The organism is Elusimicrobiota bacterium (assembly GCA_016218575.1).
GTDB lineage: Bacteria > Elusimicrobiota > Elusimicrobia > UBA1565 > UBA9628 > JACRDN01.
The window spans coordinates 525434-551233 of record JACRDN010000019.1; the positions used below are offsets into that span (position 1 = coordinate 525434).

At 61.8% G+C, this 25800-nt stretch carries 21 protein-coding genes; 7 read left to right on the forward strand and 14 right to left on the reverse strand.

Annotated elements, in window-relative coordinates:
- The first annotated feature begins 126 nt into the window (after window positions 1–126).
- Together HY921_10640 and HY921_10645 are read left to right on the forward strand one after the other, a co-directional pair.
- Window positions 127–480, forward strand: a complete 354-nt coding sequence (locus tag HY921_10640; protein MBI5631325.1) for a hypothetical protein — start codon at window positions 127–129, stop codon at window positions 478–480.
- A gap of 74 nt (window positions 481–554) precedes the next feature.
- Window positions 555–1904: a hypothetical protein gene (locus HY921_10645; GenBank protein ID MBI5631326.1), complete on the forward strand. Its 1350-nt coding sequence runs from the start codon at window positions 555–557 to the stop codon at window positions 1902–1904.
- On the opposite strand, the gene HY921_10650 is transcribed toward HY921_10645, so the two are convergent.
- The 8 genes from HY921_10650 to HY921_10685 all read right to left on the reverse strand — a co-directional run bounded on the left by HY921_10650 (window position 1901) and on the right by HY921_10685 (window position 11525).
- Window positions 1901–3286: an FAD-dependent oxidoreductase gene (locus HY921_10650; GenBank protein ID MBI5631327.1), complete on the reverse strand. Its 1386-nt coding sequence runs from the start codon at window positions 3284–3286 to the stop codon at window positions 1901–1903. The two genes, HY921_10645 and HY921_10650, sit on opposite strands and share 4 nt — an antisense overlap.
- A complete protein-coding gene (locus tag HY921_10655) occupies window positions 3271–4656 on the reverse strand; it encodes a DUF4127 family protein (protein MBI5631328.1) in 1386 nt (461 codons plus the stop codon). The genes HY921_10650 and HY921_10655 overlap by 16 nt, the downstream gene beginning before the upstream one ends.
- Window positions 4643–5329 carry a hypothetical protein gene (locus HY921_10660; protein MBI5631329.1) on the reverse strand — a complete coding sequence of 229 codons (687 nt, stop codon included), beginning with the start codon at window positions 5327–5329 and terminating at the stop codon, window positions 4643–4645. Before HY921_10660 ends, HY921_10655 begins: the two co-directional genes overlap by 14 nt.
- An 11-nt stretch (window positions 5330–5340) precedes the next feature.
- Window positions 5341–7485, reverse strand: a complete 2145-nt coding sequence (locus HY921_10665) for a hypothetical protein (GenBank protein MBI5631330.1) — start codon at window positions 7483–7485, stop codon at window positions 5341–5343.
- Window positions 7475–8920 (reverse strand): hypothetical protein, encoded by a 1446-nt coding sequence (locus HY921_10670; protein ID MBI5631331.1) that lies wholly within the window; start codon window positions 8918–8920, stop codon window positions 7475–7477. The genes HY921_10665 and HY921_10670 overlap by 11 nt, the downstream gene beginning before the upstream one ends.
- A 27-nt stretch (window positions 8921–8947) precedes the next feature.
- The gene (locus HY921_10675) at window positions 8948–9493 is read right to left on the reverse strand and encodes a hypothetical protein (GenBank protein ID MBI5631332.1); all 546 of its coding nucleotides are present in this window, start codon (window positions 9491–9493) and stop codon (window positions 8948–8950) included.
- Window positions 9494–9636: 143 nt separating this feature from the next.
- Complete coding sequence (locus HY921_10680; protein MBI5631333.1) at window positions 9637–11058, reverse strand: glycerophosphodiester phosphodiesterase; 1422 nt, start codon at window positions 11056–11058, stop codon at window positions 9637–9639.
- Window positions 11059–11138: 80 nt separating this feature from the next.
- Window positions 11139–11525, reverse strand: a complete 387-nt coding sequence (locus tag HY921_10685; GenBank protein MBI5631334.1) for a VOC family protein — start codon at window positions 11523–11525, stop codon at window positions 11139–11141.
- Window positions 11526–11546: 21 nt separating this feature from the next.
- Here HY921_10685 and HY921_10690 point away from each other — a divergent pair, with 21 nt between their 5' ends.
- The 3 genes from HY921_10690 (at window position 11547) to HY921_10700 (ending at window position 15213) form a co-directional block, all read left to right on the forward strand.
- Window positions 11547–12494, forward strand: coding sequence for an SIS domain-containing protein (locus HY921_10690; GenBank protein MBI5631335.1), 948 nt, complete (start codon window positions 11547–11549; stop codon window positions 12492–12494).
- Window positions 12491–14473 carry a (E)-4-hydroxy-3-methylbut-2-enyl-diphosphate synthase gene (gene ispG / locus HY921_10695; protein MBI5631336.1) on the forward strand — a complete coding sequence of 661 codons (1983 nt, stop codon included), beginning with the start codon at window positions 12491–12493 and terminating at the stop codon, window positions 14471–14473. Before HY921_10690 ends, ispG begins: the two co-directional genes overlap by 4 nt.
- An 89-nt stretch (window positions 14474–14562) precedes the next feature.
- Entirely contained in the window at window positions 14563–15213 is a 651-nt protein-coding gene (locus HY921_10700; GenBank protein ID MBI5631337.1) for a GNAT family N-acetyltransferase, read from the forward strand.
- A gap of 18 nt (window positions 15214–15231) precedes the next feature.
- Here HY921_10700 and HY921_10705 read toward each other — a convergent pair whose 3' ends face one another.
- Window positions 15232–16521, reverse strand: coding sequence for an ammonium transporter (locus HY921_10705; GenBank protein MBI5631338.1), 1290 nt, complete (start codon window positions 16519–16521; stop codon window positions 15232–15234).
- A gap of 151 nt (window positions 16522–16672) precedes the next feature.
- On the opposite strand from HY921_10705, the gene HY921_10710 reads away from it, so the two are divergent.
- Together HY921_10710 and HY921_10715 are read left to right on the forward strand one after the other, a co-directional pair.
- Complete coding sequence (locus HY921_10710; GenBank protein ID MBI5631339.1) at window positions 16673–20695, forward strand: hypothetical protein; 4023 nt, start codon at window positions 16673–16675, stop codon at window positions 20693–20695.
- Entirely contained in the window at window positions 20692–21483 is a 792-nt protein-coding gene (locus HY921_10715) for a hypothetical protein (GenBank protein ID MBI5631340.1), read from the forward strand. Before HY921_10710 ends, HY921_10715 begins: the two co-directional genes overlap by 4 nt.
- Here HY921_10715 and HY921_10720 read toward each other — a convergent pair.
- Genes HY921_10720 through HY921_10740 form a run of 5 tightly spaced genes read right to left on the reverse strand, consistent with a single transcriptional unit; the run spans window position 21474 to window position 25660 of the window.
- Window positions 21474–22583 carry a hypothetical protein gene (locus HY921_10720; protein ID MBI5631341.1) on the reverse strand — a complete coding sequence of 370 codons (1110 nt, stop codon included), beginning with the start codon at window positions 22581–22583 and terminating at the stop codon, window positions 21474–21476. The genes HY921_10715 and HY921_10720 overlap by 10 nt on opposite strands.
- Window positions 22570–23280 carry an ABC transporter ATP-binding protein gene (locus HY921_10725; protein MBI5631342.1) on the reverse strand — a complete coding sequence of 237 codons (711 nt, stop codon included), beginning with the start codon at window positions 23278–23280 and terminating at the stop codon, window positions 22570–22572. The genes HY921_10720 and HY921_10725 overlap by 14 nt, the downstream gene beginning before the upstream one ends.
- Entirely contained in the window at window positions 23273–24487 is a 1215-nt protein-coding gene (locus HY921_10730; GenBank protein MBI5631343.1) for an ABC transporter permease, read from the reverse strand. Before HY921_10730 ends, HY921_10725 begins: the two co-directional genes overlap by 8 nt.
- Window positions 24487–25317, reverse strand: coding sequence for an outer membrane lipoprotein-sorting protein (locus HY921_10735; GenBank protein ID MBI5631344.1), 831 nt, complete (start codon window positions 25315–25317; stop codon window positions 24487–24489). The genes HY921_10730 and HY921_10735 overlap by 1 nt, the downstream gene beginning before the upstream one ends.
- A gap of 43 nt (window positions 25318–25360) precedes the next feature.
- Complete coding sequence (locus HY921_10740; GenBank protein ID MBI5631345.1) at window positions 25361–25660, reverse strand: hypothetical protein; 300 nt, start codon at window positions 25658–25660, stop codon at window positions 25361–25363.
- Between the last annotated feature and the right edge of the window lie 140 nt (window positions 25661–25800).

Consider the following 25800-nt stretch of genomic DNA (forward strand, 5'->3'; position numbering starts at 1 on the left):
TAAGAGGCGGTCCATCTCCGCGACAGTACGAGCCCTTAGCAAAGGGCGCATCTCTTTCACCTGTCGTTATGGAACTTTTCCGGGGGGTGGCTCGTATAGATAGGGCAGCCATCTCAAGGAGGCGCTATGCACATCTATATGGACGACAGGCTGGTAAGAAGGGAGGCGGACGGGGCGGCCCTGGAGTTCGCCCTGGCGCGGTTCGCTAAATGCGATTCGCGCCGTCTTGAGCTCTGGGCGGCCGCGGGACGGCGATTTACGGTGGAGCGCTCGGAGGACGGGTTCTGCGTGGAGGTCCAGGAATCCGAGCGCGTCGAGGGGTACTTTCAACTCGGGTGGGAGGCCGCCTGCGGGGCGGCGAGGGACTTCTTCTTCGGGCGCGGGCTGGATATCCTCGCGGACTACCCTTCCGACGAGATAAACCTCATCGTTGGCGGCGATAAAGACGATGATTGCCCCCTTTGCCGGAGGTTCTTATGACGCAGTCCTCAAGAGGAGCATGCCGATAAAAACAGCTGAAATGGGGTCTGCGATCAATTTGATAACATTCTCCAATGAGTAGTCTTTTCTTCATGGTTTTCCTCTTCACCTGGCCCGCCCCGGCCCAGCCTGGCCTGCCCCAGGAGATCACGGTCGAGAACCAGCCCGGGGGCCGGATCACGGCCTATTTCCGCAAGGAAGGTGCCGGCTCCGAGATCGGCCGGGTGATCTCGGCCTTGGAGGGACCGCTGACCAGAGTGACCATCCCAGGGTTCACCGCCGCAAACCTCGCCAAGGACTCGAGCGTGACCGCGACGGCGGCCAACGGGATACACATCCGGGTGCGCGGAGACAACGGCATGGCTCTCCTGTTCTCCTTCCTGCCCCGCGAGTTTTCGAGAATCAATAAGGGAAAGTATGCGAGCTACCAGGGCGCGGCCGTGGTGACGGATATTCGCGGCGGGCAGGGCCTATTCGGCAAGGAGTGCGCCCCCTATTTGGGCAACGAGGTCCTGGTCAAGCGCGTGGGCTCTGAGTGGCTCCGCTTGGACGATAAGAGCCTGGCCGACTACCAGCCGCGCCACGGCGACGTATGGTCCATACGCGTTCAGGGGCCCCACAAGCCGGCCGCCTCCATCCGCATCGAAAACCGCGTCAACGGCGAGCTCCGCGTGGACTTTAAGGATGGAAGCTCCGCGGTCCTGGCGCGCGTGGTCAAGCCCGTGGGAGGCGTCGGGGGATTTACGGGGGCTTCTTTGGGGGCGTTCGGCCAAATCCGCGCCCATCACCCCGGGGTATTCGAGATCATCACGAGCAGGAAGTTCTCAAAGGTAGACGGGGAGCTCAAGCCCCCTCCGGATGAGGGGGCCGCCAGCGCCTTTCAAATCATTCCCTTCGAGCATACCTTGGACGGGGCGGGGTTGGAGGACGGCTTCCAAGGCGAGGGCTTTTTCGGCTATTCCCGGGTCAATCCCGTTTACCTGCTGGTCGAGGCTCCCGAATACCAACTGGAGGTCTGGGATCGTTTGCCGGCAGGAAGCCCTCCCGTGAGGCTGCGCCGTGAGCTCGTCCGGGCGCTCCGCAAGAACCCGCGCCTCGACCCGGAGCTCGCCAAGAAATTCGACTCCATCCCCCAGCTCCAGAGAATACTGGACGGCTACCGGGGGATACGCGACTACTTCGAGATCGTGGACCGCGACGGCTCGGTGGTCTTTGCCCGTCTCCCGGGGCCCGCCCCTTCCTCCCCCGAGGCCATCTACGGGAAGGGCTATCTCTTCGGTCAAGGCTGGCTGCGACCCGGGGAGGGCGCGCTCAAGGTCCGTTTGGAGGGCTCGGGGGAATGGATCACGCCGCCGGATCTGAGTAAAGGAAAGGACTTGACGGCGCTCGCCCGCTGGGAAGAGATCCGCCTCGACTTGGATTAAACCACCGCGCCCTGTCGGCGCAGGGTTTCGCGTAGAAGCTCCGGGTCGAGCTTGGAGGGCCATACCTTGCGCTTGACGGCGAGTGCCGCGGCCGTGCCCGCGGCCTCTCCCAGGGCCATGCAGGTCGGGGATAGCCGCGAGGAGGCGCTGGCCTCGTAGGTGGCCGATATGGCCCGCCCGGTCACGAGGAGCCCCTCCACCTCCTTGGGGAGCATGCAGCGGAAGGGGATGTCGTAGCAGGCGCCCGGCTCCATTTTCTTCATGGTGAGCCCCGAGCCGTCCGGGGAATGGATGTCTATGGGGAAAGCCCCCCGCGCGATCCCGTCCGCGAACTTTCGGCCCGCCAGCACGTCCTCGGCGGTCAAGGTGTAGCGTCCGGCCAAGTGCCGGGTCTCGCGCACCCCGATCTGAGCCGCGACCTCGAGGAGTGCCGCGTCGGAGAATCCGGGGATGTATTTCTTGAGGAATTTCACCGACTGCTGGACCTGCGCAAGGCCCGCCAGCTCCGCGGCCGAGAGGTCTCGGGCGTTGACCCCGGAGAGGTTGCCCACTCTAGTCATGTTGACCATGACCTCCCCGGGCTTGGGCATCTCGAAGTAGAGGACCCGGTCCCGGAATCCTCCGAAGTCGCCGGCGGCCTGGGCTTTTTTGACCAGGCCAAAGAACCCCGATACCGCGAGAACGGGCAGGGACTCGATATCCCGCCGGGCCTCATCGGTCAGGACGAACTCTCGGGGGTTCTCGCGCACGTAGCGGCGCACGGCCGCGGCGTCCACCCCGTACATGCGGAACATCAGAGTGAGCGGCTGGGTTTTCCCGTCGGCGGCGCGCCCATGCACGAGCCGTGCCCCGGCCTTCTCCGCCACGTCCCCGTCTCCGGTGGCGTCTATCACCACCTGGGCCCTGAAAGCCTGCCGCCCCGACTTGTTCTCGACCACGACCCCGCTCACGCGGCGCCCCGTGAGCAGCGCCCCGGCCACGAAGCTATGGAAGTGCAACTGGACCTTGCTTTCGTGGACGAGCTTCAAGATGGCGAACTTGACCCACTCGGGGTCGGCCGGAGTGAAGGTGGCCGCGCATCCCAAGGGATCGGGCAGATGTCCCGGAGAGCCTCCCAGGCGCATCACCTCCTGGACGATCTCCTCGCCGATGCCCTTGACCACCTGCTCATCCGGGGCGGCGTGGAAGGTCATGAGGGGAAGGACCAAGGCCTGCGTGGCCGAGCCGCCGAGAAAGCCGTGGCGCTCTATCAAGGTCGTGCGCGCGCCGTTTCGTGCCGAGGCGACGGCCGCGCAGTAGCCGGCCGCCCCTCCTCCGCAGACGAGCACGTCGCAGTCGCCCGCCACCGGGATTTTCCTCTTGGGTTCTACGATATAGGACATATATCCACCTCGAAAAGGCGAGACCAGGGCAGTCTTATGCGAAACCTGCCTTTTATTCCACGAAAATGGGGAGCGAGCGTCTCTTGTCTCCAGTCGTTCATTCTTGCCTTTAGCCACGCCTCAGCTTGGCGCCTTTCGGAGGATTTTAGCCGCCACTCGTCGAATCCGCGCCCGCGGGCCCATTCGCGCAGGCCCGGCCTTACCATGCTTTGATAGCCCCAATCCTCCCACAGGCGCAGCATAGGGAAGGTCCGGTCCCGGACTCCGAGCGCGGCCTGGGCCAAAGCGAAGCCGAGGGTGTTGGCCGCCGTGTTCCAGGCCGAGTAGCCAAGAAGGCTCCCCAGCGGGATTTCCCGGCTCAGCCTCTCCATGAGATGGGGGTCGGCCCCATTGGCGTAGGCGGTGTCGGCCAAGACTATGCGCCTTCCCTGGGCGAGAGCCCGAGCGAGCTTGCCGATGAAGACATTCATTTCTCGCTCGAATTGTCCCGACAGGGGCAAGGGACCCTCGAGCCAGAGATCCTGGCTGGGACGGTCGGGGCACCATATCCATAGTTCCGTCGCGGCCCCCGGACCGGGGGCCGCGCCTAGGGCGGCGAGCTGGCCGGAAACGGTCTGCCGCAATGGTCGGTCCTCGTAGACGATCACCCGCCGCGAGCCTCTTTCCGATGAGAACACGATCTTGATCTTAGGAACCCGCCCTTGAATTCTCAGGAACGAGCGAGCCAAAAGGGCCAAGGCGCCCTCGTCGGCGCCGGGGGCTAGGACGAAGCGCTCGTCCAAGGCATACTTCCAGCAGAAAGCCTGAAGGACTTTCTGCTCCACTTTATGCCGTCCCCGCGGCTTGGCGTCCTCCTGTAGAAGTGCCAGGAAATCCAAGGAGTTATCGTGTAGTAATTCCAGGGCCTTCAGATTCACCCGGTGATTTCTTTCCCGGTGCTTGAGAAGACTCTCCTGTTCGTGGTGCCTGCGCCAGGCCTTGACGTCGCGGGAGCTCTTGATGCTGACCGAAAGCCTGCGGATGGCCTGAAATCCCATGAAAGCAGTTTGGGGATTGAGTTTCTTGGCTTGCCGCAGGATATCGAGCCGCCGCAATGCCACTTCCAGAGGATGCTTCAGTTCGCGCGAGGCCACGAGGCCCCCGTAGGCCAGCATGTCGAGGGAAAGAGCCCAGGCCCTGGCCCTGGGAGCCTCGCGCAGGAGCCAGCGCCCCAAGGCCTCGGGGTTTCCGGGCCTCTCGCGATGGCCGAGAAGCCCGAGGGGAGGCGTCAAAACGCGCGCCCCGGCCGCCTCCATGAGCCGCTTGGGCTGGGAGAGGCTTACCGGCCGCTCGTCCTGAGGGATGAGTCCCAGGGTCTCAACGCGTCCCATCGAGAAAGCGCGCGAGGTTGGCCTGGAAGCTTTCAGCGGTATTCCCCAGGACGATGGCGCCGAGGATGAGCCCGCGCACGCCGGCGCGCTTTAAAACGGCGACCTCCCGGGGCTCTATTTTTTTTTGGGTGGGCACGAACACCGGCGAGCGCGCGGCCGTGGCCAGCTGGCGGTAGAGCTCAAGATCCTTGACCATGAGCGGCTTGCCGTAATCGGCGGTCGGGATCACGGAGGCCTCTAGGAAATCCATGCCGAGCTCGTCCATGGCCTTGACGTCATCGAGGGACGCGCCGTGTCCCGCCGCGATCATGAGGCCTGCGGGAAGCTCCAGCATCCAGGCCGGCATGTGGTGGTCGTAGATGTCTATGAAGTCTATGCCCGCGTCAAGGGCTTGGCGCATGTCCTCGGGGCCGGCCGGGGACTCCGCTCCAGGCATGAGCCCGACGGGGCCGGAGGCTTCCTTAATGATGGCACGGATTTTCCCTTCTTCCTCGGCCCAAGGGCCGAAACGGGTGCCGCTGGCGTGGTGATGCACGTTTAAATGGACCTTCACCGCGTCGGCCCCGGCCGCGAAGGCGAGGCGGGCCAGCTCCGGGTCGTTCTGGGGCAGGCTAATGAGATGCAGGAAGCCTTTCTTGGAGAGCTTCTTCGATAGCGCCGTCGTCTTGTTCATTTCGTTATATTCTACGGAAAACTGATCGCCAGGACCACCGGGTCCTCGGCCTTGAGGCGCCCGAGCTCCTGATGGCAGACCGAGAGCATCTGCTCGAGGTTCGCCAGGCCCGAGAGGTCCACGGTCCTGTCATTGAGCACCAGAAAGGTTTGGGGAAGCACCTGCCCCGCGTCCCCGTAGTTGGAATAGCGCTCTACGGCCGAGGGGAGATCCTGGAGCAGGCTCTTGGCCGAGGTTTTGAGCACGGTTCCGTTGGAGGAGGCCAGGCGCGCCCGGCCATTCAAGTCGAGGACCCGCCACGGCGTTTTCGCCTGCCGGGAAAGCCCCAGGAAGCTCTTGCGCAGGATGCGGGACTCGTAGACAAGATAGCGGTCGGTGCGCGCCGTGAGAGACGCGCCGTCCGCCGCCCCCATGAGCTCCGCGGCCTTGGCCGCGATCTCCTCCAGGGGGAGCTTTTTCTCGTCGGCCGCCATCTCGTGCGAGCCCACCGCGACGGCGCGCAGTATTCCCCTTTGGGAGTCCGCCTCCACCCGGACTTCTATGCTTTCCGGGATCGCCCCCGAGCGCAGGAGCCTGTCCTCGGCCTCGCGCCGGATTTGGGCCAAGTCCTCGGGCTTGGGGTCCATGAGGTTGCGCTCGACGGTTTCCTGGAGCAGGGCCAGGGCCGCTCCGATGGCCGAGATCACCGGGGCGTGCTCCACCACGCCTCCCGGGAGCTTGAGCTCCCGGGATAAATACTGGATCCAGACGCCGGCCCCCCCGCCTCCTCCCACCAGTTTTACGCGCTCGGCGTCCATCTGGTATTCCTCGATGAGCTCCTTTAAGGTCGCCAGGATCGGCCGCGCGCCCGCGGCCATGATCTCCCGGGCGGCTTCCTCGGGAGATTTTCCGAGGATCTCTGCCAATGCGGCGCAGCCCTTGGCCGCCGAGGCCGCGTCCCCGCGGGCGTTGTCTCCCTCGGGGAGAAGCCCCAGGGCGTTGGCAGCACAGGTCGGGGTGAGCGCTGCCGATGGCAGCTTCGCGCCACCCTCGAGCAGAGCGAGATAATCGGCGGGATCCCCGGGCTTGGGCGAGAAAGTCGCGGCCTTCGTCCAAGACGCGCCTTCCCGCGGGAAGGCGCTGTAGCCGAGCCCCGCGATATGGGCGCTGCGTGGCCCCACCGCGGCCACTTTCCGGCCCGAGACCCGGGGCATCGAGCCTCCGGCCACGCCCACAGTGCGCACGTCCAAGGTGTTGAGGAATATCCGGTGCGCGCCCACCCGCGCCGCCTTGAGGGAGGGATGGCCGTTCTTGATGCAGGAGATGTCGGTCGAGGTCCCCCCCACCTCGAGGAAAAGGCCGTCGGCGATCCGCGCGGCCATTAGGGCCGCGGCCACGCCCGCGGCGGGGCCGGAGAGCAAGGTGAGGATGGGCCGGCGCTTCATCTCGCTGATGTCCATGGCGCCGCCGTCGGAGCGCATGACCACGATCGGGGCCTTGATGTCGAGGGCGCGCACCGCGGCCTCGGTCATGGAGGCCGTCTGCATCATCTTGGGAAGAAGGGCCGCATTGACGGCGGCCGTGCGCGTGCGGATCTTGAGCCCGTAGAGTTGGGAGACCTCATGGGTGGCGGTGGCCGGAATATTCAGGCCCGCGGCCAAGTCCAGGAGCCGCTTCTCGAGATCGGGATTGTCCACGCTGAAGGCCGAGACCGCGACCAGGGCCTCGGCCCCTAGCGCGCGCAGGCTTTCGATGGCTTGGGACAGGGCCGCGTCCCCGGAGTCCTTGTCCAGGTCCGCGTAGGCGTGGAAGGCCTTGAGAAACCGCCCGGGGCAGAGCTCCAAGGGCTCCAAGGCGGTCTCGCTTTGTGTCCTAGCTCCCTCCCAGCCGCGGCCGACGGCCAATATGCCCACGGAACAGACGTCCCCCTCCAGCAAAGCGTTAGTGACTTGGGTCGTGGAGTAAGCCACGCGGCTTACGTCCCCGGGCGCCACACCCCCGTCCTTCAAGATTTGGCGCAGGGCGTGGACGATGCCGAGGGACACGCCTTCCGGGGCCGAGTGAGTGGTTGGGACCTTGGTTTGCGCCAGAAGCGACCCTTCGGGCTCCGAGAGGGCCACGGCGTGGGTGAAGGTGCCGCCGACGTCGATTCCGACGCGGCAGCGCTTATCCGGCATAAAGGCCCAGGATCAGGCCCAGGAAGGCCGCCAGCCACATGTAAGGCAAGGTTTTCTTCAAGATGGCGTTGAGTTCGACCTTGAGCTGGTTGGCGACCCAGACGTTGTGGGTATTGGTGGGGTCGCACACCCCCTGGATCTGGCCCGTGGACAGGAAGGCCGCCATGATGCGGGGGGCGGCGATCAAGTTGGATTTCTGAATGAGGCCGACCAGGCCGCTTCCCATGCCCCAGAGATTCAGGGGGCCTCGGTACAGGGCGAGCGGGGCGAGTGCGGTGAAGAGGAGGACGTAGCCGGAAGAGGTTCGGGGCAGTATCATGGCGAGCCACGGCCCGAGGCTTTGACCCACCGCGGGCTGGGACACCGCGACGAGCACCATCCCGATGCCCATCATCACCGCCACCGCGGGAGCCACGCCCTGGATGCCCTCGAGCGCGGATTGGACGAGGAGCTTGCCGCGATTAGGGTGTTGGGCCCGTCTATAGAGGTAGAGGATGCCCAGAAGAAGGGCCGAGCTGATGGGCCAGCCGAGGAAGAGCACAAGGCCGATGGGGACGAAGGGAGCCAGCACCGCGGCTCCCCCCAGGCCCTTGGCGCTTCTGGGGACGGCGAAGAGTGCTGCGAGCAGGAGCAGAAAGGCCAAGCGCAGGCTCGGCAAGAGGCCCTGGAGCTCGGCCGCGCGGCTCTTGGCCGCCAGAAGCAGGGCGCCCAGAAGGATTGTCCCCAGCGCGGCCAAGACAGCCGAGCGCGCGGGCACCGGAATCTTCGATTTGCGAAATTCAACAATCAGAAAGGCCGTCAGCACCGCAAGGTTCAAGACTCCGAAGGGCACGGCGTAGGAGAGGACTTGCGAGGAGCTCAAATGCAGGACGTCGAGGTAAAGGGCCCAGTTCGCGAGATTAAAAATCCCCCCCAAGGAGAAGCCCATGATGAAGAGACATCCGGTCAAGAGAGGTGGCACGCCCAAGGAGAGAAGTGCTGGGAAGTAGATGTTGGCGACCAGGATCACCGAACCCAAGCCGGACAGGGTCGTAAAGAGCGCGCTCACGGCCACGGTCATGGCCAGGCTCAAGGAGAAGGGCCTGTCCCCGGCAAGCTCGGCCACCTTGCGCACCAGGCTCTCGGCCGCGCCGGAGCCCTTGAGGAAATGACCGAATATTCCCCCCAGCATGACGGTGAATATCGCGGCCTGCAGGCGCCCGACGCCCTGGGCCGCGACCACGGTGAAGGCGAGGTTCAGGCTCTCGGAGGCCGCATGGATGAGCCGGGGCCAAAGCTCGGCCGAGGCGTTTTGGGAGTAGAGAGAGGGAAAGGCCGAGACCACGGTGACCGCGAAGGCCAGTATCGGGAGGGCCAGCAGGGCCGGGAGTTTCCCCGCGTACATGGCCATGGCCATGGCCAGAAACACGCCGAACAGCAGAAGCCCGGTCAGCATTTGTCAAATCTTACCAGATTTAACGGGTTAGAGCCGGATCTCGACCTCGGCGCTTAGAAGCTGAACCCTGTAATACTGCTTTGGATGGGTCAGCCCCGTGCCGTCCTCGACGTCCTCGCGGATGAGCTCCGGCTTGTAGGTCCTCACCCGTATAGTCGCATTGTTGAGGTAATCCACGCCTTCCGCTTGCGTCTGCGACCAGATGCCTGTCTTTCGGTTGAATTGGTACTCGATCCTAACCGTGGCGTCAATGCGGCGCGTCAGTTTGTCTTCTTTAAAAAATACGTTGCCTTGGATATGAATGACGCTTCCCATCGTGTCGGCTTCCTTGTAGCGTTCGAGATAGCCAAAAACGGGACGCTTGTCCGAGCCTTCCAACCGCGCCTTCAAAACGCGGGGAAGGGCCGGCCCACCTTGATCCTTGAGCCGGCTTTTCTCGAATTGCCCCATCTCAAGGCGAAGCTGTCCCAGCTTCTGTGTTGGGAGCTCGAAGTCGCCCGCGGCATGGGCCAGGAAAGGAGTCGCAATCAATGCGGCTATGAAGAACGGTCGCGGCAGGTTTGGGGTTTTCATGTTTATGTCCTCCTAATCCCAGTGTAAAGCCAAAGCATATCCGGCGCATGGGCCTGTGAGCCCACTTGGTTCTAGGTCTTAAGGCCTAGAGCGCGCCACGAGCGGTTATCCTCAAAACTTCGTCGCGAAGTTTTGGGGATAACTTAATCTTCGCGACTAAACCGCTCGGGACGGTCCGTGAATATGCGGTCGGCCCCCAGCCGGCGCATGAGCCAGAAGAGAAGCCGATTATTAACTGTGTAAATCCAGACTTCAAAGCCCCGCCTCTGGAAATAGTTGATGAGCCAGGGGCGGAAAATCACGTTGGTCCAGAGCAGGTGCAAAGATTGGGCCTGGCTTTCCCGCAAACCCCGCCCCATGGAGCGGGCGGATCGGCCCAGGAGGCCTCGGATAAAGGAAAGCCAGCCCTTCCCGAGGCTCGAGGGCAGATAGCCCAGCCGCGCGCTCGGGTCCAGGGCGCGCAAATTCCCGAGAGTGACGAGATCGAAAGAAGACAACCAGGCCTGGGAGAGAAGTCCTTCTCGCCGCAGGAGAGCTAGGACCTCTCCTTCAACGCCGGGAAATTCCCCGGCGTTGTCCTTGAGCTCGATCTGGACCTCGGCCCCAGCCGAGGCGACAAGCTTCAAGACGTCTTCGACCAGTGGAGCGGCGCGGCCCGCGGCGGGGTTCTCGTCATGCCGGGCGATGAAGCGGTACTCTCCCTCTTTGCCGCCGGGCAGCGCGCGCAAATCGAGATCAAGGGTTGGGACCGGCTGCAGGCGCGCCGCGGCCTCGGCTGCTTTAAGGCTGTTGCCCGAGTAATGCGCGACCACGGGGCTTCTCCAAGGGTTGAAGGCGGCCGCGCGGCCGGTCGGCACCACCGCCAAGGCCTCGTGATAGCCCAGCGTCTGCATGAGCCAAGCGAGCTTGAGCGCGCGCGGGTCCTCCACGATCAGAACGTCTATTTCTTTGTACTCGAGGAAGGCCGCGAGCTTGCGGGCGTCCCGGTGTTGGCGCGGATCGAACCAGGGCCGCGGGATCCTCTCGTCCTCCCCGGGCCAAGAGCAATGGAGCGCGGTGTCGGCGAGCTGGCGCCAGGCCAGGCGCGAGCCCGAAAGCCCGGCCGCGAGTCGAGGCGCGGCCGAGTTTTCCCCTATGAACAGATATTTCTTGGGCTCAATCCTTGAACCTGCCAGCTTCGGGAGCCCAGGACGTCCCTCCAACATGATCTCACGCCTGGTGGCCAGCCCAAAATCAACGCCCTCGGAAAGACCCGCTCCGCGCAGGGCCTCAAAGGAGCGGCGGATCGCGGGGTTGGCTGAGAGCACGAAAGAGACCCTCTCCGAGCTCAGTCGCCGGGCCAAAGCCTGGGGTGCCATGGGCAGGACTTCCCAGGCCTGGTGGACGATGATCTCAAGGCCAGGGTTGAGCTCCTTGGCCCGCTCGAGTATCGCCGCCGAGCGCGCCAGCTCGAAAGGGGTTTCATGGACGAACCAGCCCCGGAGCGGGGCCGTGGTTGGTGTCGCTGCGGCGGGCGTCACGGACGCCACGATTAACAAGAGAAGTCCAGCGAGAGGCTTCATCATGGAGAGGATTCTACCCAAGCCGGACCAAAAAGCTGTTCCCGGAGGGCCTACATCGAGCTGGGCAAAGGGCCTATGTCCCGTTAGGACCTGAGTGCTGGGTGGTGTAGGAACTGAATGGTATTGCCCTCCGGATCGTTGACGTAGAAGGAGCGCGTCCCATCTCTGTGGGTTTTCGGCTCCTTTAGAAGCGCATAGCCCTGGCCTATTAGATGGGCGGCCCAAGCATCCACGTCCTCCGGGGCCTTCAGGAATATCCCGAAGTGATCTAGAGCGCCCGCGCCCTCGACCGGGGCTTGGTGCAAAGCCAGATTGTCGGGGCCGAGGGAAAGGTAGACGTTCTCGGGGTCCGGCCGCCACTCCACCCGGTAGCCAAGAACTTCGGCATAGAATCCCTCCATTTTCTTGAGATTTCCAACCTTGAGGGCGACGTGCCGTATGCCGAGGGTGGGAGCGGGGAGGGCCGTCATTTGGTATAATCATACAATTCAATGAATTCCTCGCGCTACGAAAAGAATATTTTCCTCCAGCCCAGCTTGATCCGGCCCATTTTAGACGCTTCCCGCCCTCTTTGGATGGACGACTTGAAGAGTCAGAGGATTTTCTTCGTGGGCATCGGCACGAGCTTTCACGCGGCCCAGATCGCCAAATGGCTTTGGCGCCGCCATGTCTCCCCGAACGCCGAGGCGGTCCACAGCTTCGATTTTACCCGCATGGACCAGCCCGTGGGGCCCGGCGATGCCGTGGTTCTTCTTTCCCACCGCGGGAGCAAGTCCTTCAGCGTGGAGGCGGCGGTGAAGGCCCATCGGGCCGGGGCCGTGACCGTGGCCGTCACGGGCCGCGGCGGGGCTTGGAATGAGAACATCACTCACCGCGTGGAGACCTGCGAAATGGAGGATTCCGGGGTCTTCACCAAATCCTTCACCACCAGCATGGCCTGGATCGCGCGCTGGATCAATGATCCCGGGCTCCTGGAGGGCTTTCGCCTCGCTTTGGCCCATCTGGAAAGCGGCCCGGAATTTCCCCGATTCAAGCCCGAGACCGACGTCGTTCTCATCGGCGATCTCGCGCGCGAGTGGGTGGCCCGGGAGATTTCCCTCAAGCTCCAGGAAGCCGCTTATATTCGGGCTCGGCCCTTCGGCCTCGAGGAGTTCCTGCACGGGCCGCGCGTCTCGGTGGGCCCGGGGAGCTCCGTCGTCGCCTTCACGGACCGCGCGGAGCCGCGCTGGGAGGCGGTCCGTCAATATCTCAAGCTGGTCGAGGTCCCGCTTCTCGAGGTGGACGGCCACGGCCTTCCGGCCTGCGCTTCCTGGCTTTGGCAGGTCTTTTGGGGCCAGCGCCTGACCGCGGCGGCCTGCCGCCGGCTCGGCGTGAGCCCCGACTCCATGCGCACCCAGGACCCGCGCTACAAGAAAGCCAAGGAGAGCCTTTCGCTGTGAACCCGGCCGAGACTTTCCCCAAGCACTGCCTGGATCTATTCTCCTACCGCCGCCGCAAGACCCGAGAGGTGCTGGTGGGCACGGTCGGGGTCGGGGCCGGCAATCCCCTGCGCGTGCAGTCCATGACCACCACCGACACCTTGGACGTCGAGGCCACGATCCGCCAGAGCCTCAGGATGGCCGAGGCTGGCTGCGAGATCGTGCGCGTCACGGCACCCACCGTGGATGACGCCCGGGCGTTGGGCAAGATAAAGGAGGGGCTCCTCAAGGCAGGGGTGGATGTTCCTCTCGTGGCCGACATCCATTTTTCCCCGGCCGCGGCCATGGAAGCCGCCGACTACGTCGATAAGGTGCGCATCAACCCCGGCAATTTCGTTGACACCAAGCGCTTCGCGGTAGTGGAGTACACCGACGCCCAGTACCGGGAGGACTTGGAGCGCATCGAGGAGCGCTTCACGCCTTTGGTTCTGAAGCTCAAGCGCTTGAAGCGCGCCATGCGCATCGGCACCAACCACGGCTCGCTGTCCGACCGCATCATGAACCGCTACGGCGATTCCCCCCTGGGGATGGTGGAGAGCGCCTTGGAGTTCGTGCGCATCTGCGAGAAAAATGGCTACCGCGACGTCATCCTCTCCATGAAGGCCTCCAATCCCAAGGTCATGATCGCGGCCTACCGGCTCCTGGCCGCGCGCATGGCCGATCTCGGCATGGACTACCCCTTTCATCTTGGAGTCACCGAGGCCGGGGACGGCGAGGACGGGCGCATCAAGTCCGCGATCGGCATAGGCAGCCTATTGGAGGACGGGATCGGGGACACTTTAAGGGTGTCCTTGACCGAGGAGCCGGAGCGCGAGGTGCCGGTCTGCTACGCCTTGGCCGGCCGCTTCCAGCGCCGCCCGGACGAGGCCCCGAGACCCCAGGCGGCGGCGCTTAGGCATTGCCCGGACCTTTACAATTACTCCCGCCGCAAGAGCCGGGCTTTCCGGGGCGGTCCCTTCATGCTGGGCGGCTCCCAGCTCGTGCGCGCCGCCGTCTCGGTGCCGCCCTCGGCCCGCCCCGAGGAGCTCCTCGCCCTCCTGGAGGGCCAGTTGAAGAAGGCCCAGGGAGCCGACCCCGAGATATTGGAGTGGACGGTTCGAAGCCCGAAGGACTTGGCGGAGCTCAAATCGGCCCGCGAAGCCCTTTCCGGGGAAACCTCCCGGCTGGCCTTCCTGGGGCGCTTCGAGGGCGGTCTTGCCCTACTCCTTGAGGGGCTCGCCTTCGTGGATCTTGTCTCCTACGTGAGCCCCGACGCGGACATCGCCGCCTTCTTGCCGGCCGTCAAGGCCCGGGAAATCCCCTGGCTGATTGAAGCTGAAAGCGCCTCCCGGGCTCTCGAGCTCGAGGCGCGGGCGCGCGCCGCAAATATCCAGACGGTGCTGAGTCTTTCGGGCTCGGACACGAGCGCGCTCATTCATGAATACCGCCTTTTGGCGGCGCAGGCCCCCAATTCCCCCATCCACATCCGCGCCCCTCGCCGCAAGGACGAAGAGACCGTGGTCCTGGAGTCGGCGGTGCTCATGGGCTCGCTACTTTGCGACGGGATCGGAGACAGCGTCCAGATCGAGGCCGACATGCCCCCGCTGCGCAATCTCGAGCTTGTCTACAACGTCCTCCAGGGCGCTGGAGTCCGCATCACCAAAACCGAGTTCGTCTCCTGCCCCTCCTGCGGCCGGACCTTGTTCGACCTGCAGACCACGACCGAGCGCATAAAGAAGCAAACCGGGCACTTAAAGGGTGTCAAGATCGCCATCATGGGATGCATCGTCAACGGCCCAGGCGAGATGGCCGACGCGGACTTCGGCTACGTGGGCGGCGCTCCGGGCAAGATCAACCTCTACGTCGGCAAGGAATGCGTCCAGAAGGGCATCCCCGCCGAAACCGCCGACCAGGCCCTCGTCGACCTCATCAAAACCCACGGCAAATGGGTAGACGCCTAGGTGCCAGTCATTTACTTTCTTAACTTACTTAACTTCCGGAAGTTGCTTCGAGTTCCAGGAGAGAAACCCCGCTGCTTCAAGGAGCATTCATGAGCCATTCCGACAAATTGGAGGGAAGATTGGTTGTTTTAACTCCTCCCGAGACCCGACATATTCCCGCGGTTCGGGAAATCCTCAGTGATTTGAAAACTATGGAGTGCTTGAGGTACATGGCGCATGCTCCCAAGGGTTGGACGCGAAACGAGGTTCAGGAGCGGTTTGGAAAACAGCGGAAGGGCCGACGCCAAGAGACTGAACTGCATTTCATCGTTCAATCGCGAGATTCCGGTCGAATCGCCGGATCCTGCGGCTTCAATATTCTGGATTTAAAGCACCGCTACGGGAATTTTGGGATCATACTTCATCATCCTTTCTGGGGGCTGGGACTGGCGGCGGAATGCCATCTTCTCTGTTTTCAATACGCTTTTGACAAGCTGGGGCTTCATCGCGTTGATATGGGGACATTCGTGGAAAACAAGAGGATGCGCAAGTTCTTCGAAAATCTCGGGATTAGAATGGAAGGAGTTCAACGCGAACGTTTTCTTGAGGGCGGCATTTACAAAGACAACGTCATCTACGCGTTATTTGAGAAAGATTGGCCTAAAGCGAAAAAAATTTTAGAAAAGAAGATTTCCAAGCAAATTGCTCGGAGAAAACATTCTTTCGGGGCTGCATGCGGAAATATTAGTTTCCGATCGTAAAATTGTCAGTGTCGCGGCTTATGCCAGCGTTTCCGCATGCTGGCTGATGTCGAGGCCGAGCTCCTCCTGGTCGGGCCTCACGCGCAGGGTGATAAGGGCGTCCGTCACCTTGTAGAGGACGTAGGAGCCAAAGAAGCTGAAAGCCCCCACGATCACGGTGGCCCCCAGATGGTGCAGGAAGGTGGTCGGGTCGCCGTGGATGAGCCCGACCTTGTCGGCGAATATCCCGGTGCAAAGCATCCCCACCATGCCCCCCACCCCGTGGCAGGGGAATACATCCAAGGTGTCGTCGAAAGTTGACTTGGACTTCCAGTACACCGCGAGGTTGCTGACCAGGCTTGCCAGTATCCCGATGGCCATGCTCGCCCCCACCGAAACGTAGCCCGCGGCCGGGGTTACGGCCACCAGGCCCACCACCGCCCCCACCGCGGCCCCCAAGGCCGAGGGCCTGCGCCCCCGCACCGCGTCGAAGAACACCCAGGCCAGCATCGCCGAGGCCGAGGCCGTGTTGGTGGTGATGAAGGCCAAGACCGCCGTCTCGTTGGCGGCCAAGGCCGAGCCGGCGTTAAAGCCGAACCAGCCGAACCATAGCATGCCCGTCCCGAGGAGGACGAATGGGATGTTGGCCGGGTTGTGGGGCTGGCTTGCCAGATGCGTTTTGCGCCTTCCCAGTACTAAGGCCCCCGCCAACGCCGCGAAGCCCGCCGACATGTGGACGACAGTGCCTCCGGCAAAGTCCAGGACTCCCCACTGCCTCAGGAATCCCTGCGGATGCCAGGTCCAATGGGCGAGCGGGCAGTATATGAAAAGGCTGAAAAGCGTGATGAAAAGGATGTAGCTCGAGAATCTCACGCGCTCGGCGAAGGAGCCGGTGATGAGCGCCGGCGTGATGATCGCGAATTTGAGCTGGAACATGGCAAAAAGCGCTAAGGGGATGGTCGGGGCCAGATCCGGATGCGTGGCGCCCCCGACGTTGCGAAACATAAAATAGGTGAAGGGGTTTCCGATGAGGCCCCGGTAGGACTCCCCGAAGGACAGGCTGAACCCCACGATGATCCAGACCAGGCTTAGGATTCCCATCGAGATGAAGCTCTGGAGCATGGTCGAGATCACGTTCTTCTTCTGCACCATGCCCCCGTAGAAGAAGGACAGCCCCGGGGTCATGAGGAGCACCAACCCCGTGGCCGTGAGCATCCAGGCCACATCCCCTGAATTTAGCGGCCCTCCCGCGAGTTGCGGCGGCCGGCTGTGCAGGGCCCCCAGCACCCCCGCCCCCAGGAGCAGTCCGAAGGAGATCACCCACTCCATCTTTCCCCGGCGCATCATGTTTTCCATGGCGGTTAATTTAGCAAATTCTGACGGTGCCATAGATATTTTTTGGTATTGCGAAAATTGTTTTTCCGCCTCATACTTAGATGCCATGTTCTCAAGGAGAATTTATTGGCGGAGGGCCCATTTATTGGCCATTCTCTATATTCTTGTCGCGCCCTCGCCACTCTGGTCGGACGAAATTGGGATACGACTAAAGGACGCCGAATTGGAACTATGCATCGCCTTTGGCCATCCCTTTGAATCCCCGGAAGTCGCCGCAAAAAACAATCGTCCGCCGAATTTGTTTGATACCAGAGGAAATTTCTTCTATCGAGCTGTTTTGAAAGCCGCCACAAAACCTGACGTTTTAAAGAGCAACGATTTCCAGACCTTGTATCCAAAGCTGTTGCTCTGGCAGGAAATCAATAATCGTCTCCACTTCGACAGGTCCTCTGAAATGCTGCAAAAGTTAAAGGTGGCTCCGGATTCTGGAAAGTGGGATCAAATCGCGTCTAAGCCAATGTCTGATCTTGGGACGAGCGTAAAAAAATTGCATTTGCAGTTCAAAGGCTGCAGCCCGATGCAATACCCTGACACCGAGCCTTATCTTCAAGAGCTCATTAAACAGTACGAATCGCGCTTCAGGTCTTTGCTGGCGAAGGCGGCTCCCTCGCCCCAACCGCGGGCGCCCGCTGCTAAAGCTGGGCCGCAATCGCCCGGGCAGTCAACGATCGGCCAAGGGCTTAATCTTAACACGGCTGTTGGATTCGATGGCTCGGGCCGTTCTTCAAATAACGATGTGGCGCCGCAGACGCGTCCGGGACAAGCCTTAGGGCCTTCTTCTGCTCATGAGCAGGTAAATCGAGGGAACTTCAACGATTTTTATGGACTGTTTAACGATCCCAATAAAAAATTTGAGGAAAAACTGGCGGGATTGGTCGGGCTTGCCTCTCTGCAGTCAAATCCGAGGTTCAAAGAGATGCAGGTTCAAAGCCTATTTGAGGCCTTTAGGCGAGGCATTGGCCCAGGGATGTCATTGAACAGCAAGTCCTTCCAGGAAACCCTCCAAAGAATCAATAGCTTGGCTTTGAATACAAAGCAAAGATCCCCCCTGGATCTGGACGAATATATCAAGAATGTCCTATCTCGCGGGAAGCCTTCCGTTCAAACCATTGGATTGTTCGCGCGATTGGAGTGTTTCGCCATCACCAGCTCTTGGGCCAAGCAACAAGCAGGTGTAAGCTTGCGCGCAGGCGGATTGCAGGCGCAGGGCGGCAATGTCTCCGTGAGCAAGGCCGGCGATACGACCACGATCAGTTACAATGACCCCTCCGGGAAGAAAGTCACAGAGAAACACGGCCCCTACGGGGCGGTGGAGGTGACTCGCGAGAACATGAGAGTTTTGACTACTCCGGCGGGGGGCTCGATCAGTATGGACGGCAAGAATCTGGGTTTCTGGAATGGCGGCAGCGGGATTTTCAGGGGGCAGAAGTTCGAGGTAAAACGGGGCGAGATCGTGCTACCTTCCGCTAGCGGCGGTCTGGCGGTAGGGACTCCCGCGCAGCTCCAAAAAGGGCAACCGCGTTTAAGCGTTGACCCGCAAGGAGCCAAAATGGAACATATGGGCGGAGTTGCGCGGGTGACGCCGCACGCCGGGGCGCCTCAGGGGCTCTTGGCTCGCGCCCCTCGATCCGCGGAACTCGGCAATCTGAAGCCGAAGGATCTTCAAAACATCGGCAGGGAGGAACTAGGCCATCTTTCCAAAGAGCAACTGATCCCATTCAAGGACTGGCTTGTCAAGCAAGCCTATTTCCACGGGCCGGTCAAGAAGACCATGGCCATCGGGGGCGAGATTCGCCTCAGCACCGAAAAGCAGGATTGGGTCATCACGCAGCTTTGGGCCGACAGAAAGGCCGCGGCCTACCTTTACCAGGGTCCGGAGGCCTATCTATACCGTTGGGAGGCTTCCTCATCCGGCGGTTGGAAATTGGCCGGCCCCCGGCAGGATATCGCCGACAATCAAGTCGAGTCTCCCGGCGTCCTCGGCCCCATGATCGAGCTTCTCTTCTCCCCCCTCCAGACGGCCGGCCATGGATTGACGGCGGCGGGCTTCAAGGCCGAGTCCGCGGCCATGGCCCTTATGGCCAGGCTCAAGCAGGACAACAACCTCAAGGAGGTGGCCTGCATGATGAGTGTGCAAAGCTACTACACTTGGCAACAGGCCACTTTGGTTAAATACTCCCAAAACGAAGCCTCTCATTACGATCCTGGGGGCATGTCTTTGGAGCGGTATGAGAAGGCCATCAACTCTCGCCCGGGTTGCGCCGAGATAGTGCCCAAGTTCGCGGCCTTGGAGGCCAAGGCGCTGGGTCTTGAGCCTCCCGACAGCGAAGAGAACATGGCCCAGGCTCTTGAAAGGACCTATGGCATTGATAACCTCGGCAGCGAGATCGCGAAAAATGGGGACGACGCCTTCAGCAAGGTGTTTTTCTATGCCGTGGGCAATGGCGTAAATTTGGCCCAAGGGTTCCTCGACAGCGCGGGGTTGGGGGCGGCCAAGGGTCAGGCGCTTAAGCAGGCGGAAGCCCTCATCGGCCAGCTCGAGACCGCCGCTTTTTCTGGTCCCCAGATGGCTGAGGTCGGGGGCAGTCTTGGGACTCTATTATTTAGTAAAAACCCCAGCGCTGAGGAAATAGATAATGCCTCCATGGTTCTTCTGCAGAACGTGAGCACTTTCCACGGTGTGACGCGCGGTGCTTTGGTTCGAAATCGGGGTGGGCATGCGCCGACTCCCAGCAATGGACCATCGAGGCCGCGCGAAACGAAATCCTTGCCGATAGGACAACGTTACTTTGACGCATCAGCCAATCCCGAAAATCTCGGTTACTTGGACTGGCTGCGTAAGCATTCCAGTCAAGAGGTGCGCAGCAAAGCTGGCGAGGCATTTCCGGAAGGATTCCGATTCACACCGGAGCAACAGGCCGCTATCGAGGCAGCCCACAAGGTTGGCTTGGGTAAGAGAGGCTACGGGAGTTTCACCCAACAGGAGATGCTTGAAAAGGGCCGTATACTCGCCAGGGCAGGACTTAACGCCAAACAGCGCGAGCTCATTCTTTGGACGGGGAGAGCTGGTGGAAACGCGCCCTCCGCGCATAATGCGGGCGCGCTCAACTCTTACGAAACGGCTCTTAAAAACCCCAGTTTTGGCGTTAGAAAGCCTGAAATTCTGAGATTCGGCGAAGTCGCCGCAGAACACGGCGGGTCGAACCCCGGCAAAGTGGCGGAACTATTCGCGCATCTTATGAATGGGAATCATCCGGCCGCTGATTCTCCGAGACAAAAACAGGTTTTGGAAGATTTAAAGCGAATAGGCTCCGCGGACGTCAACAAGGCCAGAACCATGAAACTATGGCTCGATGAAGCGAAAAAAAGCGCCGATCCTGAGGTGAGGGCCAAAGCCGAGGAAATCCTCGACTATTTAAAACAAACGCATAAAGATCTTCTCTCTTCGCCTCCGGCAGCCCCGGCGCCGCCTTCGGGAAATGCTGCCGCCAAGCAGGAGGCTCCAGGGACGCCAGCAAAGACCGAGCCGACGCCAGCCCCGGCGCAGCAGGCGCCTGCGGGTCCTGCTGGCCAGGCCGCCGCCCAGGACCAGCCGGACAAGGCCTGGGAAGGGCCGGGCATTCGTTCAATCGCCGCCGAACTAGCAGAGGCCAAGAAGTCGGAGCGGTTAAAGCCTTCCTCACCCCCCTCCGCGGCTGGGATGAAACTGCTTTCCGACTTCGAGAAATGCCGGCGGGAAATTCATACCAAGAGCGGGTTCGGCTACAAGAGAGTTCCCGGCCTTCTCGAAGGATTTGTCAATGAAAACAAGGACCGCCACGGGCCGGAGATAGCCAAATTATTGCTGCTGGGGCTTAAGGCTCCTGACGTGGAGATCCGGAGGCGAACCGCAAGCCAAATACACTCAGCGATAGAGAAATTGCGTATTCAATTCCCCAATGCGCTTATGAGGGCTTACTATCTCGCTGCGACCGATGTAGACACCCAAGTAAGGAGCCACTGCGCGGGGTCTTGGGGTTATCTAAAGCAAGAGCTCCGCGCCTATCCGAGAGAATTGCAAGAGCTGGAGCGGATTATGACGAGGCCCCAGACGAGGGGTGGCCGGTGACGCTGCTTTTCTTGGCGCAGCCTCTTATCTTCGCGCTGCTTGCCTCGGCGGAAAAATCAGGCATTACCGTCCAGGTCTACCGCGGCGAAAATGCCGCGGTTAAAGGCGAAGCCGAGGAGTGGAGCTCCGGCATCGGACTCTTCAAGGACCTGGTCCAAAAGCATTGCGGATTCGAGCTGCCGATCATCGTCCCTCCACCTGTGCGGATCGAAGGCTTGGCCCGGGAAAGCCTTCTCCTTGAGCGGGCCGCGGGCGTTCCTTACTACAGGGCGGCGCTGAAGGCGCTTTTGCGGCGCTACCCCGCCATCCCGGCCTTGCGGCGCAAGGCCGAGGTTTCGGTGATCATGGTGAAGAACCTGGAGGAGCATTGCGCCTACGCTTTCCCCACGGTGGCCTTTATCGAGAAGAACGGGGCCTTCTCCAAGGCCGAGAAAGACGCGCTGTCCGGCCGCGTCTTGGTCAGCCTGGATTCCGGCTTGGATTGCCGCAATGTGGGCCGACAAATGGCGCATGAGCTCGCCCACGTTTTCGTGCAGGACGAGCCTCCCCACCAATGCCGGGGTCCGGAGGGAGGGATGACTCCCTGCCCTCCGAACAATCTCCTCGCTGATTTTTGGGTGGAGAAGAATTCGCCGCCACCCGGGAGATATGGCAGGGGCGGAGGGGACGAGGATGGCGGGATCGATGACATCCTTGGACAGAACCTTCATCCCGCGACGGGCATGGAGCTGACTCCGGATCAATGCGCGGCCATCAAGCTCACCGCGGCGGAGCTGCTTCAAAAGTAGTACTGCCCCTGCAGGAAGGTTATATTGGCCGGCCGGCCGAATTCCGTCGAACGGCGTCCCCCGAAGCGCTGGAAGCCGCCGGTCAAATAGAGGTTCTCGAGCGCGTTCCACTGAAGGCTGGGGCCCAGGAAGCGGCTGCCGTCATTGAGATTAGTGATGAGAAAGAGCTCGAGCTTGAGAAGCGGGTGAACGTCCTTGGACGCGGAAAATCCTAGATAGTCCCGGGCCAAGGCGATGCCTTGGCCGTTATGGAAATATTCAAGGCCCAGAGCCAAATCCTTTAAGGCGCTCACTGTGGTCTCGCTGGGGAAGGTGTATTCGTAGCCGACATCCACCTTCCAAAAGGGGGTTCTGGTTTTTAGATCGGTGTAGGACCATTCGCCATGGAAGGTCCCGTCCCATAGATTGCCCGCGAAGTCGCCTCCCAGCATCCAGCTCGAGGTCGAGGAGGCGACTTTCCCTCCCATAAGCGAGAAATCATAATCCTTCCAGTTGCTCCCGGCCCTGCCCAGCAGAATCTGGGCAGGCCAACTAGCCTCCGGGGCCCAGGCCGCCTCGAGCTGGCTTAGGGTTCCCAGGCCCTGGCGGGCGTAGAGGGCGTCCACCCCGCGGCGCTCCTCGCGTTCGAGGCTGGTGGGCTGATAGGGATTCAAGATGTCCGTGGGATTCCAAAACTTGCCCGTGCCCCAGGCCACGCGCTGGCGCCCAAAGCGCAGTAAGCCGGAATCGCTTTCGATTCCGGCCCAACCCCTGTAAAGCCGATGCCTCCAAAGGGATGTGGCGGTCTTATGGATGTCCTGGTCCATATGGAGCCAGACCGCGGGCTCTCCCAACCCGAAGGTCCGGTATTCCGGGGTCCGGAAATAGCTTCCTGCGAACAATTCATGGTCGTAGTCCACATGGGCCTTGAAGATGGTGGTCTGGCCCTCCAAGCTCAGGCGCGCCCGGGACAGGCTTAAAGCATAGGGGCTCCCGGTCGTGATCGAGCGAGAGGAGTGCCAGAGCTCCTTTACATAGCCCGACGCGACGATGTGGCGGGCCGGGGAAGCGCCCCAGCACGCGGACGCGAGGGCTAGAAGAATGCCGCTAAGGTGCGCCATCCGCCGGCCCCTCGCAGAGTTTCCCGTCCCGGATGTGCACGACGCGCTTGGCCCGGGAGAGCACCAAAGCGTCGTGGCTGGAGAAAATGAAGGTGAGGCCGTGGTCGCGGTTCAAGGCTTGCATGAGATCGAGAAGGGAGGCCGCGGTTTTGGAATCCAAATTCGCCGTGGGCTCGTCGGCCAGGACCACCATGGGGCGGTGGACGATGGAGCGCGCGACCGCCACCCTCTGCTGCTGGCCTCCCGAGAGGAGATCAGGCCGCCGATGGGCCTGTTCCGATAGCCCCACCCAGCGCAGGACCTCAAGAGCCCGAGTCCGGCGCTCCTCGGTGGGCATTCCCTGGAGGACAAGGGGATACTCCACGTTTTCGACGGCGGTCAGCACCGGGATGAGGTTATAGGCTTGAAAAACGAATCCGAGGTAGCGCAGGCGAAAGTCCGCCATGGCTTCGGGCTTAAGATCCGAGATGCGCCGGCCCTCGTAGAGGATCTCTCCGTGCGTGGGGTTGTCGAGGATGCCGATGAGGTTGAGCAAGGTGGATTTCCCCGAGCCCGAGGGCCCCGCGATGGCCGTGAATTCCCCGCTGTCAAAGGCGAGACTCATATGGTTGAGGGCCGTGACTTTGTTGGCCGCTGCCCTGGATTTCGCCGCGTAAATTTTCGAAACCTTCTTGACCTCTATGAGGGGGCTAGACATGGCGCAGGGCCTCGGCCGGCTTCATGCGCGCCGCGCGCAGGGCCGGGGGGATCGCGGCCAGAAAGCTCGTCAAGAGCACGCAGGCGGCCGCGTAAAGGTGGTGGGGCCAGGAATAGTTGAGGTAGATGACCGAGGGAAAGGGAAGGAAATAGGACATGGCCTCGCCGATGGGAAGATGGAGGCCCTCGTGGTTATAGTAGGCGATGAAAGTCGAGCCCACCACAAGCCCCAATAGGGTCCCCAAGCCCGCCAAGATCAAAGACTCGGCGAAGATGAGGCGCATGACCCAGGAGGGGCGGGCGCCGATGGCCATGAGCACCCCGAACTCGCGCACGCGCTCGAAAAGGCTCATGAGCAAGGTGTTGAGTATCCCTAAGGCCACGATGAGGAATATGATGATGAGCACGATGTCGAGGATGCCGTCCTGGAATTTTTGGATGCTTAGAATCTCGTGGTCCACGTTCTTCCAGGTGAGGACCTGAACCTGCCGGCCCGACAGCCGGCTCGACAGGTCCTGCTGAACGAGCTCGGCCTCTTGGATATCGGCCAAGCGCCCCACGAACTGGTTGACCTTTCCTCCGCAGGCCAGTAGCTCCTGCGCGGCCTTGAGCGGGACGTAGATGATTTGACCGTCGAAGGATGTGCTGCCCGTGTGGTAGAGACCGGTCACGCGGAAGGCCTCAGCACCCATGCTCCCGTCCTCGGCCTGGGCCATGACCACGACTTTCTCCCCCAGGCGCACGTCCAGTCGCTGGGCGAGCTTGTCGCCCATGGCCACTCCCTTCTCCTCAGGTCCCAGGAATCGCCCCTGGGTGACGTAGCCCGCCATGGCCGTGATTCGGCTTTCCTTATCCGGCTCGACCGCGCAGACCAGCACCCCCACCGAGGCGGCGGTCGAGGAGACGAGCCCGGTGATGGTGATGCGCCGGCCGAAGGCCTTGATCCGCGGTTCCTGTCTTAGAATCTCCTCTATGGAGTCAGGATCTTCTATGTATTTATCCGGGAATTTATACTCCTTGCTGCGGCGGTGCTGGACCTGGATGTGCCCGGTGATGGACCCCGTGGCTTTCTCGATGAGCTGGCGCTGCACGCTCTTGATCATGCTTTGGCCGAACATGATGGCGGCCAGGCCAAAGGCCATGGAGAGTGTTGTGAGTAGGCTCCTGCGGAAATTGCGCCAGACGTTGCGCCAGGCCAGGCGCAGCATTACTGGATCCCTTTTTGCAGGCGGGACAGGCTGAAGAAATTCTCGTCGAAGGCGAGGTCGAACTCAAGCTCCTGGTACGAGATGACGGTTTTGTAGGCGCGCTCCTTCTCCGAGGTCTTCTCCTTGTTTTTCTTGACCGGCAGGCACTCCAGGCGCGAGGGGACCAGGCGCCCGCCCATGCGCTTGATCTCGGAGAAAGCCATGCTTCTCACGAGCTCTCCTCTTTCGCTATAGTCATCCTCGCGCAGGGGCACGGCCTCCGAGCCTGGGTAAAGCGCGGCCCAAAGGATGACCTTGCCCCATACCACCGGGGCGTCGGGCTTGGGGACGGCCTCGACCTTGTAGACCACGCGCTCTTTTTCCTGGTTTTTTTCCAGGAGCTTGTGGTCGTAGTCCTTGACTATGGAGTCGGCCTTCACTATATCCTCGTAGGTGAAGTCCGAGCCCTGCCAGGAGCTGTGCATCATGGTGGGCGGTATCTTGATCACGCGCTCGACCTTGGGCATCCAGACCCACATCTCGTTCTTGCGCCGCAAGGTGATGGTCCCCTTCTCCTTGGCCGGGGCAAGTATCCGGATGAAGGCCATCTCCCGCCCCTGGTTCCAGCCCTCCACCTCCATGCGGCGCTCCCACTGCGGGGTGGAGATGGTCATGGCGAGGCGCGCGCGGCTCGAATTCCCGCGCAGGGCCTTGTTGGCCTCGTCCACGAGCTCGAGGAGGCTCGGTTCCGGCTCGACATGGGTGGTCGGGGTGGAGGCTTGTTGGGCGCGAAGAGGAGTTAGAGTCGGATTTAAAATAAGAAGTGGAAGGAGTTTAAGGAAGCTAGGCATGGAATTTCCTTCATTCTGTCGCTTTTGGAGCCCGAGGTCAACGTCAGGGCAAAAGCCTCTGGAGCAGGTCGGTGTAGTAGACCGTCAGGCGGGCCGGATTTCTCGTCGAGGGCGTCAGCAGGTTGGCGTTCATGCAGTAGGCCCCCCAGCCGCCGTCGCGGCTCCAGCCGACCCAAATGTTCCGGCGCAGGGAATCGAGGTCGTGGCTGATGATTTCCACGCGGGACCTGTGCAGGGCGTCGAAGAGGCCATGCAGGAGATGCCGGTCGCCGCTCGCCCAAGGGCGCAGGCCCACGAGGCTTTCCTGCAGCACGTAGGCGAATACCATCTGGCCTATTTTCACGGCCGCGTCCCGTTTGATGGAGAAAAAGCAAAAAGCGTAACCTTTGGTTGAGGAAATCAAAAGAGGCCAGCTTGAACTGGCCCACCAAGGAGGTTACGCTCAAATGAAGAATAGCAAAGAGGTGGTCACCCAGGGAAATG

Excerpts from the sequence above, each read along its gene's own strand:
- HY921_10640 (MBI5631325.1), top strand. The coding sequence starts at position 127 with ATGCACATCTATATGGACGACAGGCTGGTAAGAAGGGAGGCGGACGGG.
- HY921_10645 (MBI5631326.1), top strand. The coding sequence starts at position 555 with ATGAGTAGTCTTTTCTTCATGGTTTTCCTCTTCACCTGGCCCGCCCCG.
- HY921_10650 (MBI5631327.1), bottom strand. The coding sequence starts at position 3,286 with ATGTCCTATATCGTAGAACCCAAGAGGAAAATCCCGGTGGCGGGCGAC.
- HY921_10655 (MBI5631328.1), bottom strand. The coding sequence starts at position 4,656 with ATGGGACGCGTTGAGACCCTGGGACTCATCCCTCAGGACGAGCGGCCG.
- HY921_10660 (MBI5631329.1), bottom strand. The coding sequence starts at position 5,329 with ATGAACAAGACGACGGCGCTATCGAAGAAGCTCTCCAAGAAAGGCTTC.
- HY921_10665 (MBI5631330.1), bottom strand. The coding sequence starts at position 7,485 with ATGCCGGATAAGCGCTGCCGCGTCGGAATCGACGTCGGCGGCACCTTC.
- HY921_10670 (MBI5631331.1), bottom strand. The coding sequence starts at position 8,920 with ATGCTGACCGGGCTTCTGCTGTTCGGCGTGTTTCTGGCCATGGCCATG.
- HY921_10675 (MBI5631332.1), bottom strand. The coding sequence starts at position 9,493 with ATGAAAACCCCAAACCTGCCGCGACCGTTCTTCATAGCCGCATTGATT.
- HY921_10680 (MBI5631333.1), bottom strand. The coding sequence starts at position 11,058 with ATGATGAAGCCTCTCGCTGGACTTCTCTTGTTAATCGTGGCGTCCGTG.
- HY921_10685 (MBI5631334.1), bottom strand. The coding sequence starts at position 11,525 with ATGACGGCCCTCCCCGCTCCCACCCTCGGCATACGGCACGTCGCCCTC.
- HY921_10690 (MBI5631335.1), top strand. The coding sequence starts at position 11,547 with ATGAATTCCTCGCGCTACGAAAAGAATATTTTCCTCCAGCCCAGCTTG.
- HY921_10700 (MBI5631337.1), top strand. The coding sequence starts at position 14,563 with ATGAGCCATTCCGACAAATTGGAGGGAAGATTGGTTGTTTTAACTCCT.
- HY921_10705 (MBI5631338.1), bottom strand. The coding sequence starts at position 16,521 with ATGGAGTGGGTGATCTCCTTCGGACTGCTCCTGGGGGCGGGGGTGCTG.
- HY921_10720 (MBI5631341.1), bottom strand. The coding sequence starts at position 22,583 with ATGGCGCACCTTAGCGGCATTCTTCTAGCCCTCGCGTCCGCGTGCTGG.
- HY921_10725 (MBI5631342.1), bottom strand. The coding sequence starts at position 23,280 with ATGTCTAGCCCCCTCATAGAGGTCAAGAAGGTTTCGAAAATTTACGCG.
- HY921_10730 (MBI5631343.1), bottom strand. The coding sequence starts at position 24,487 with ATGCTGCGCCTGGCCTGGCGCAACGTCTGGCGCAATTTCCGCAGGAGC.
- HY921_10735 (MBI5631344.1), bottom strand. The coding sequence starts at position 25,317 with ATGCCTAGCTTCCTTAAACTCCTTCCACTTCTTATTTTAAATCCGACT.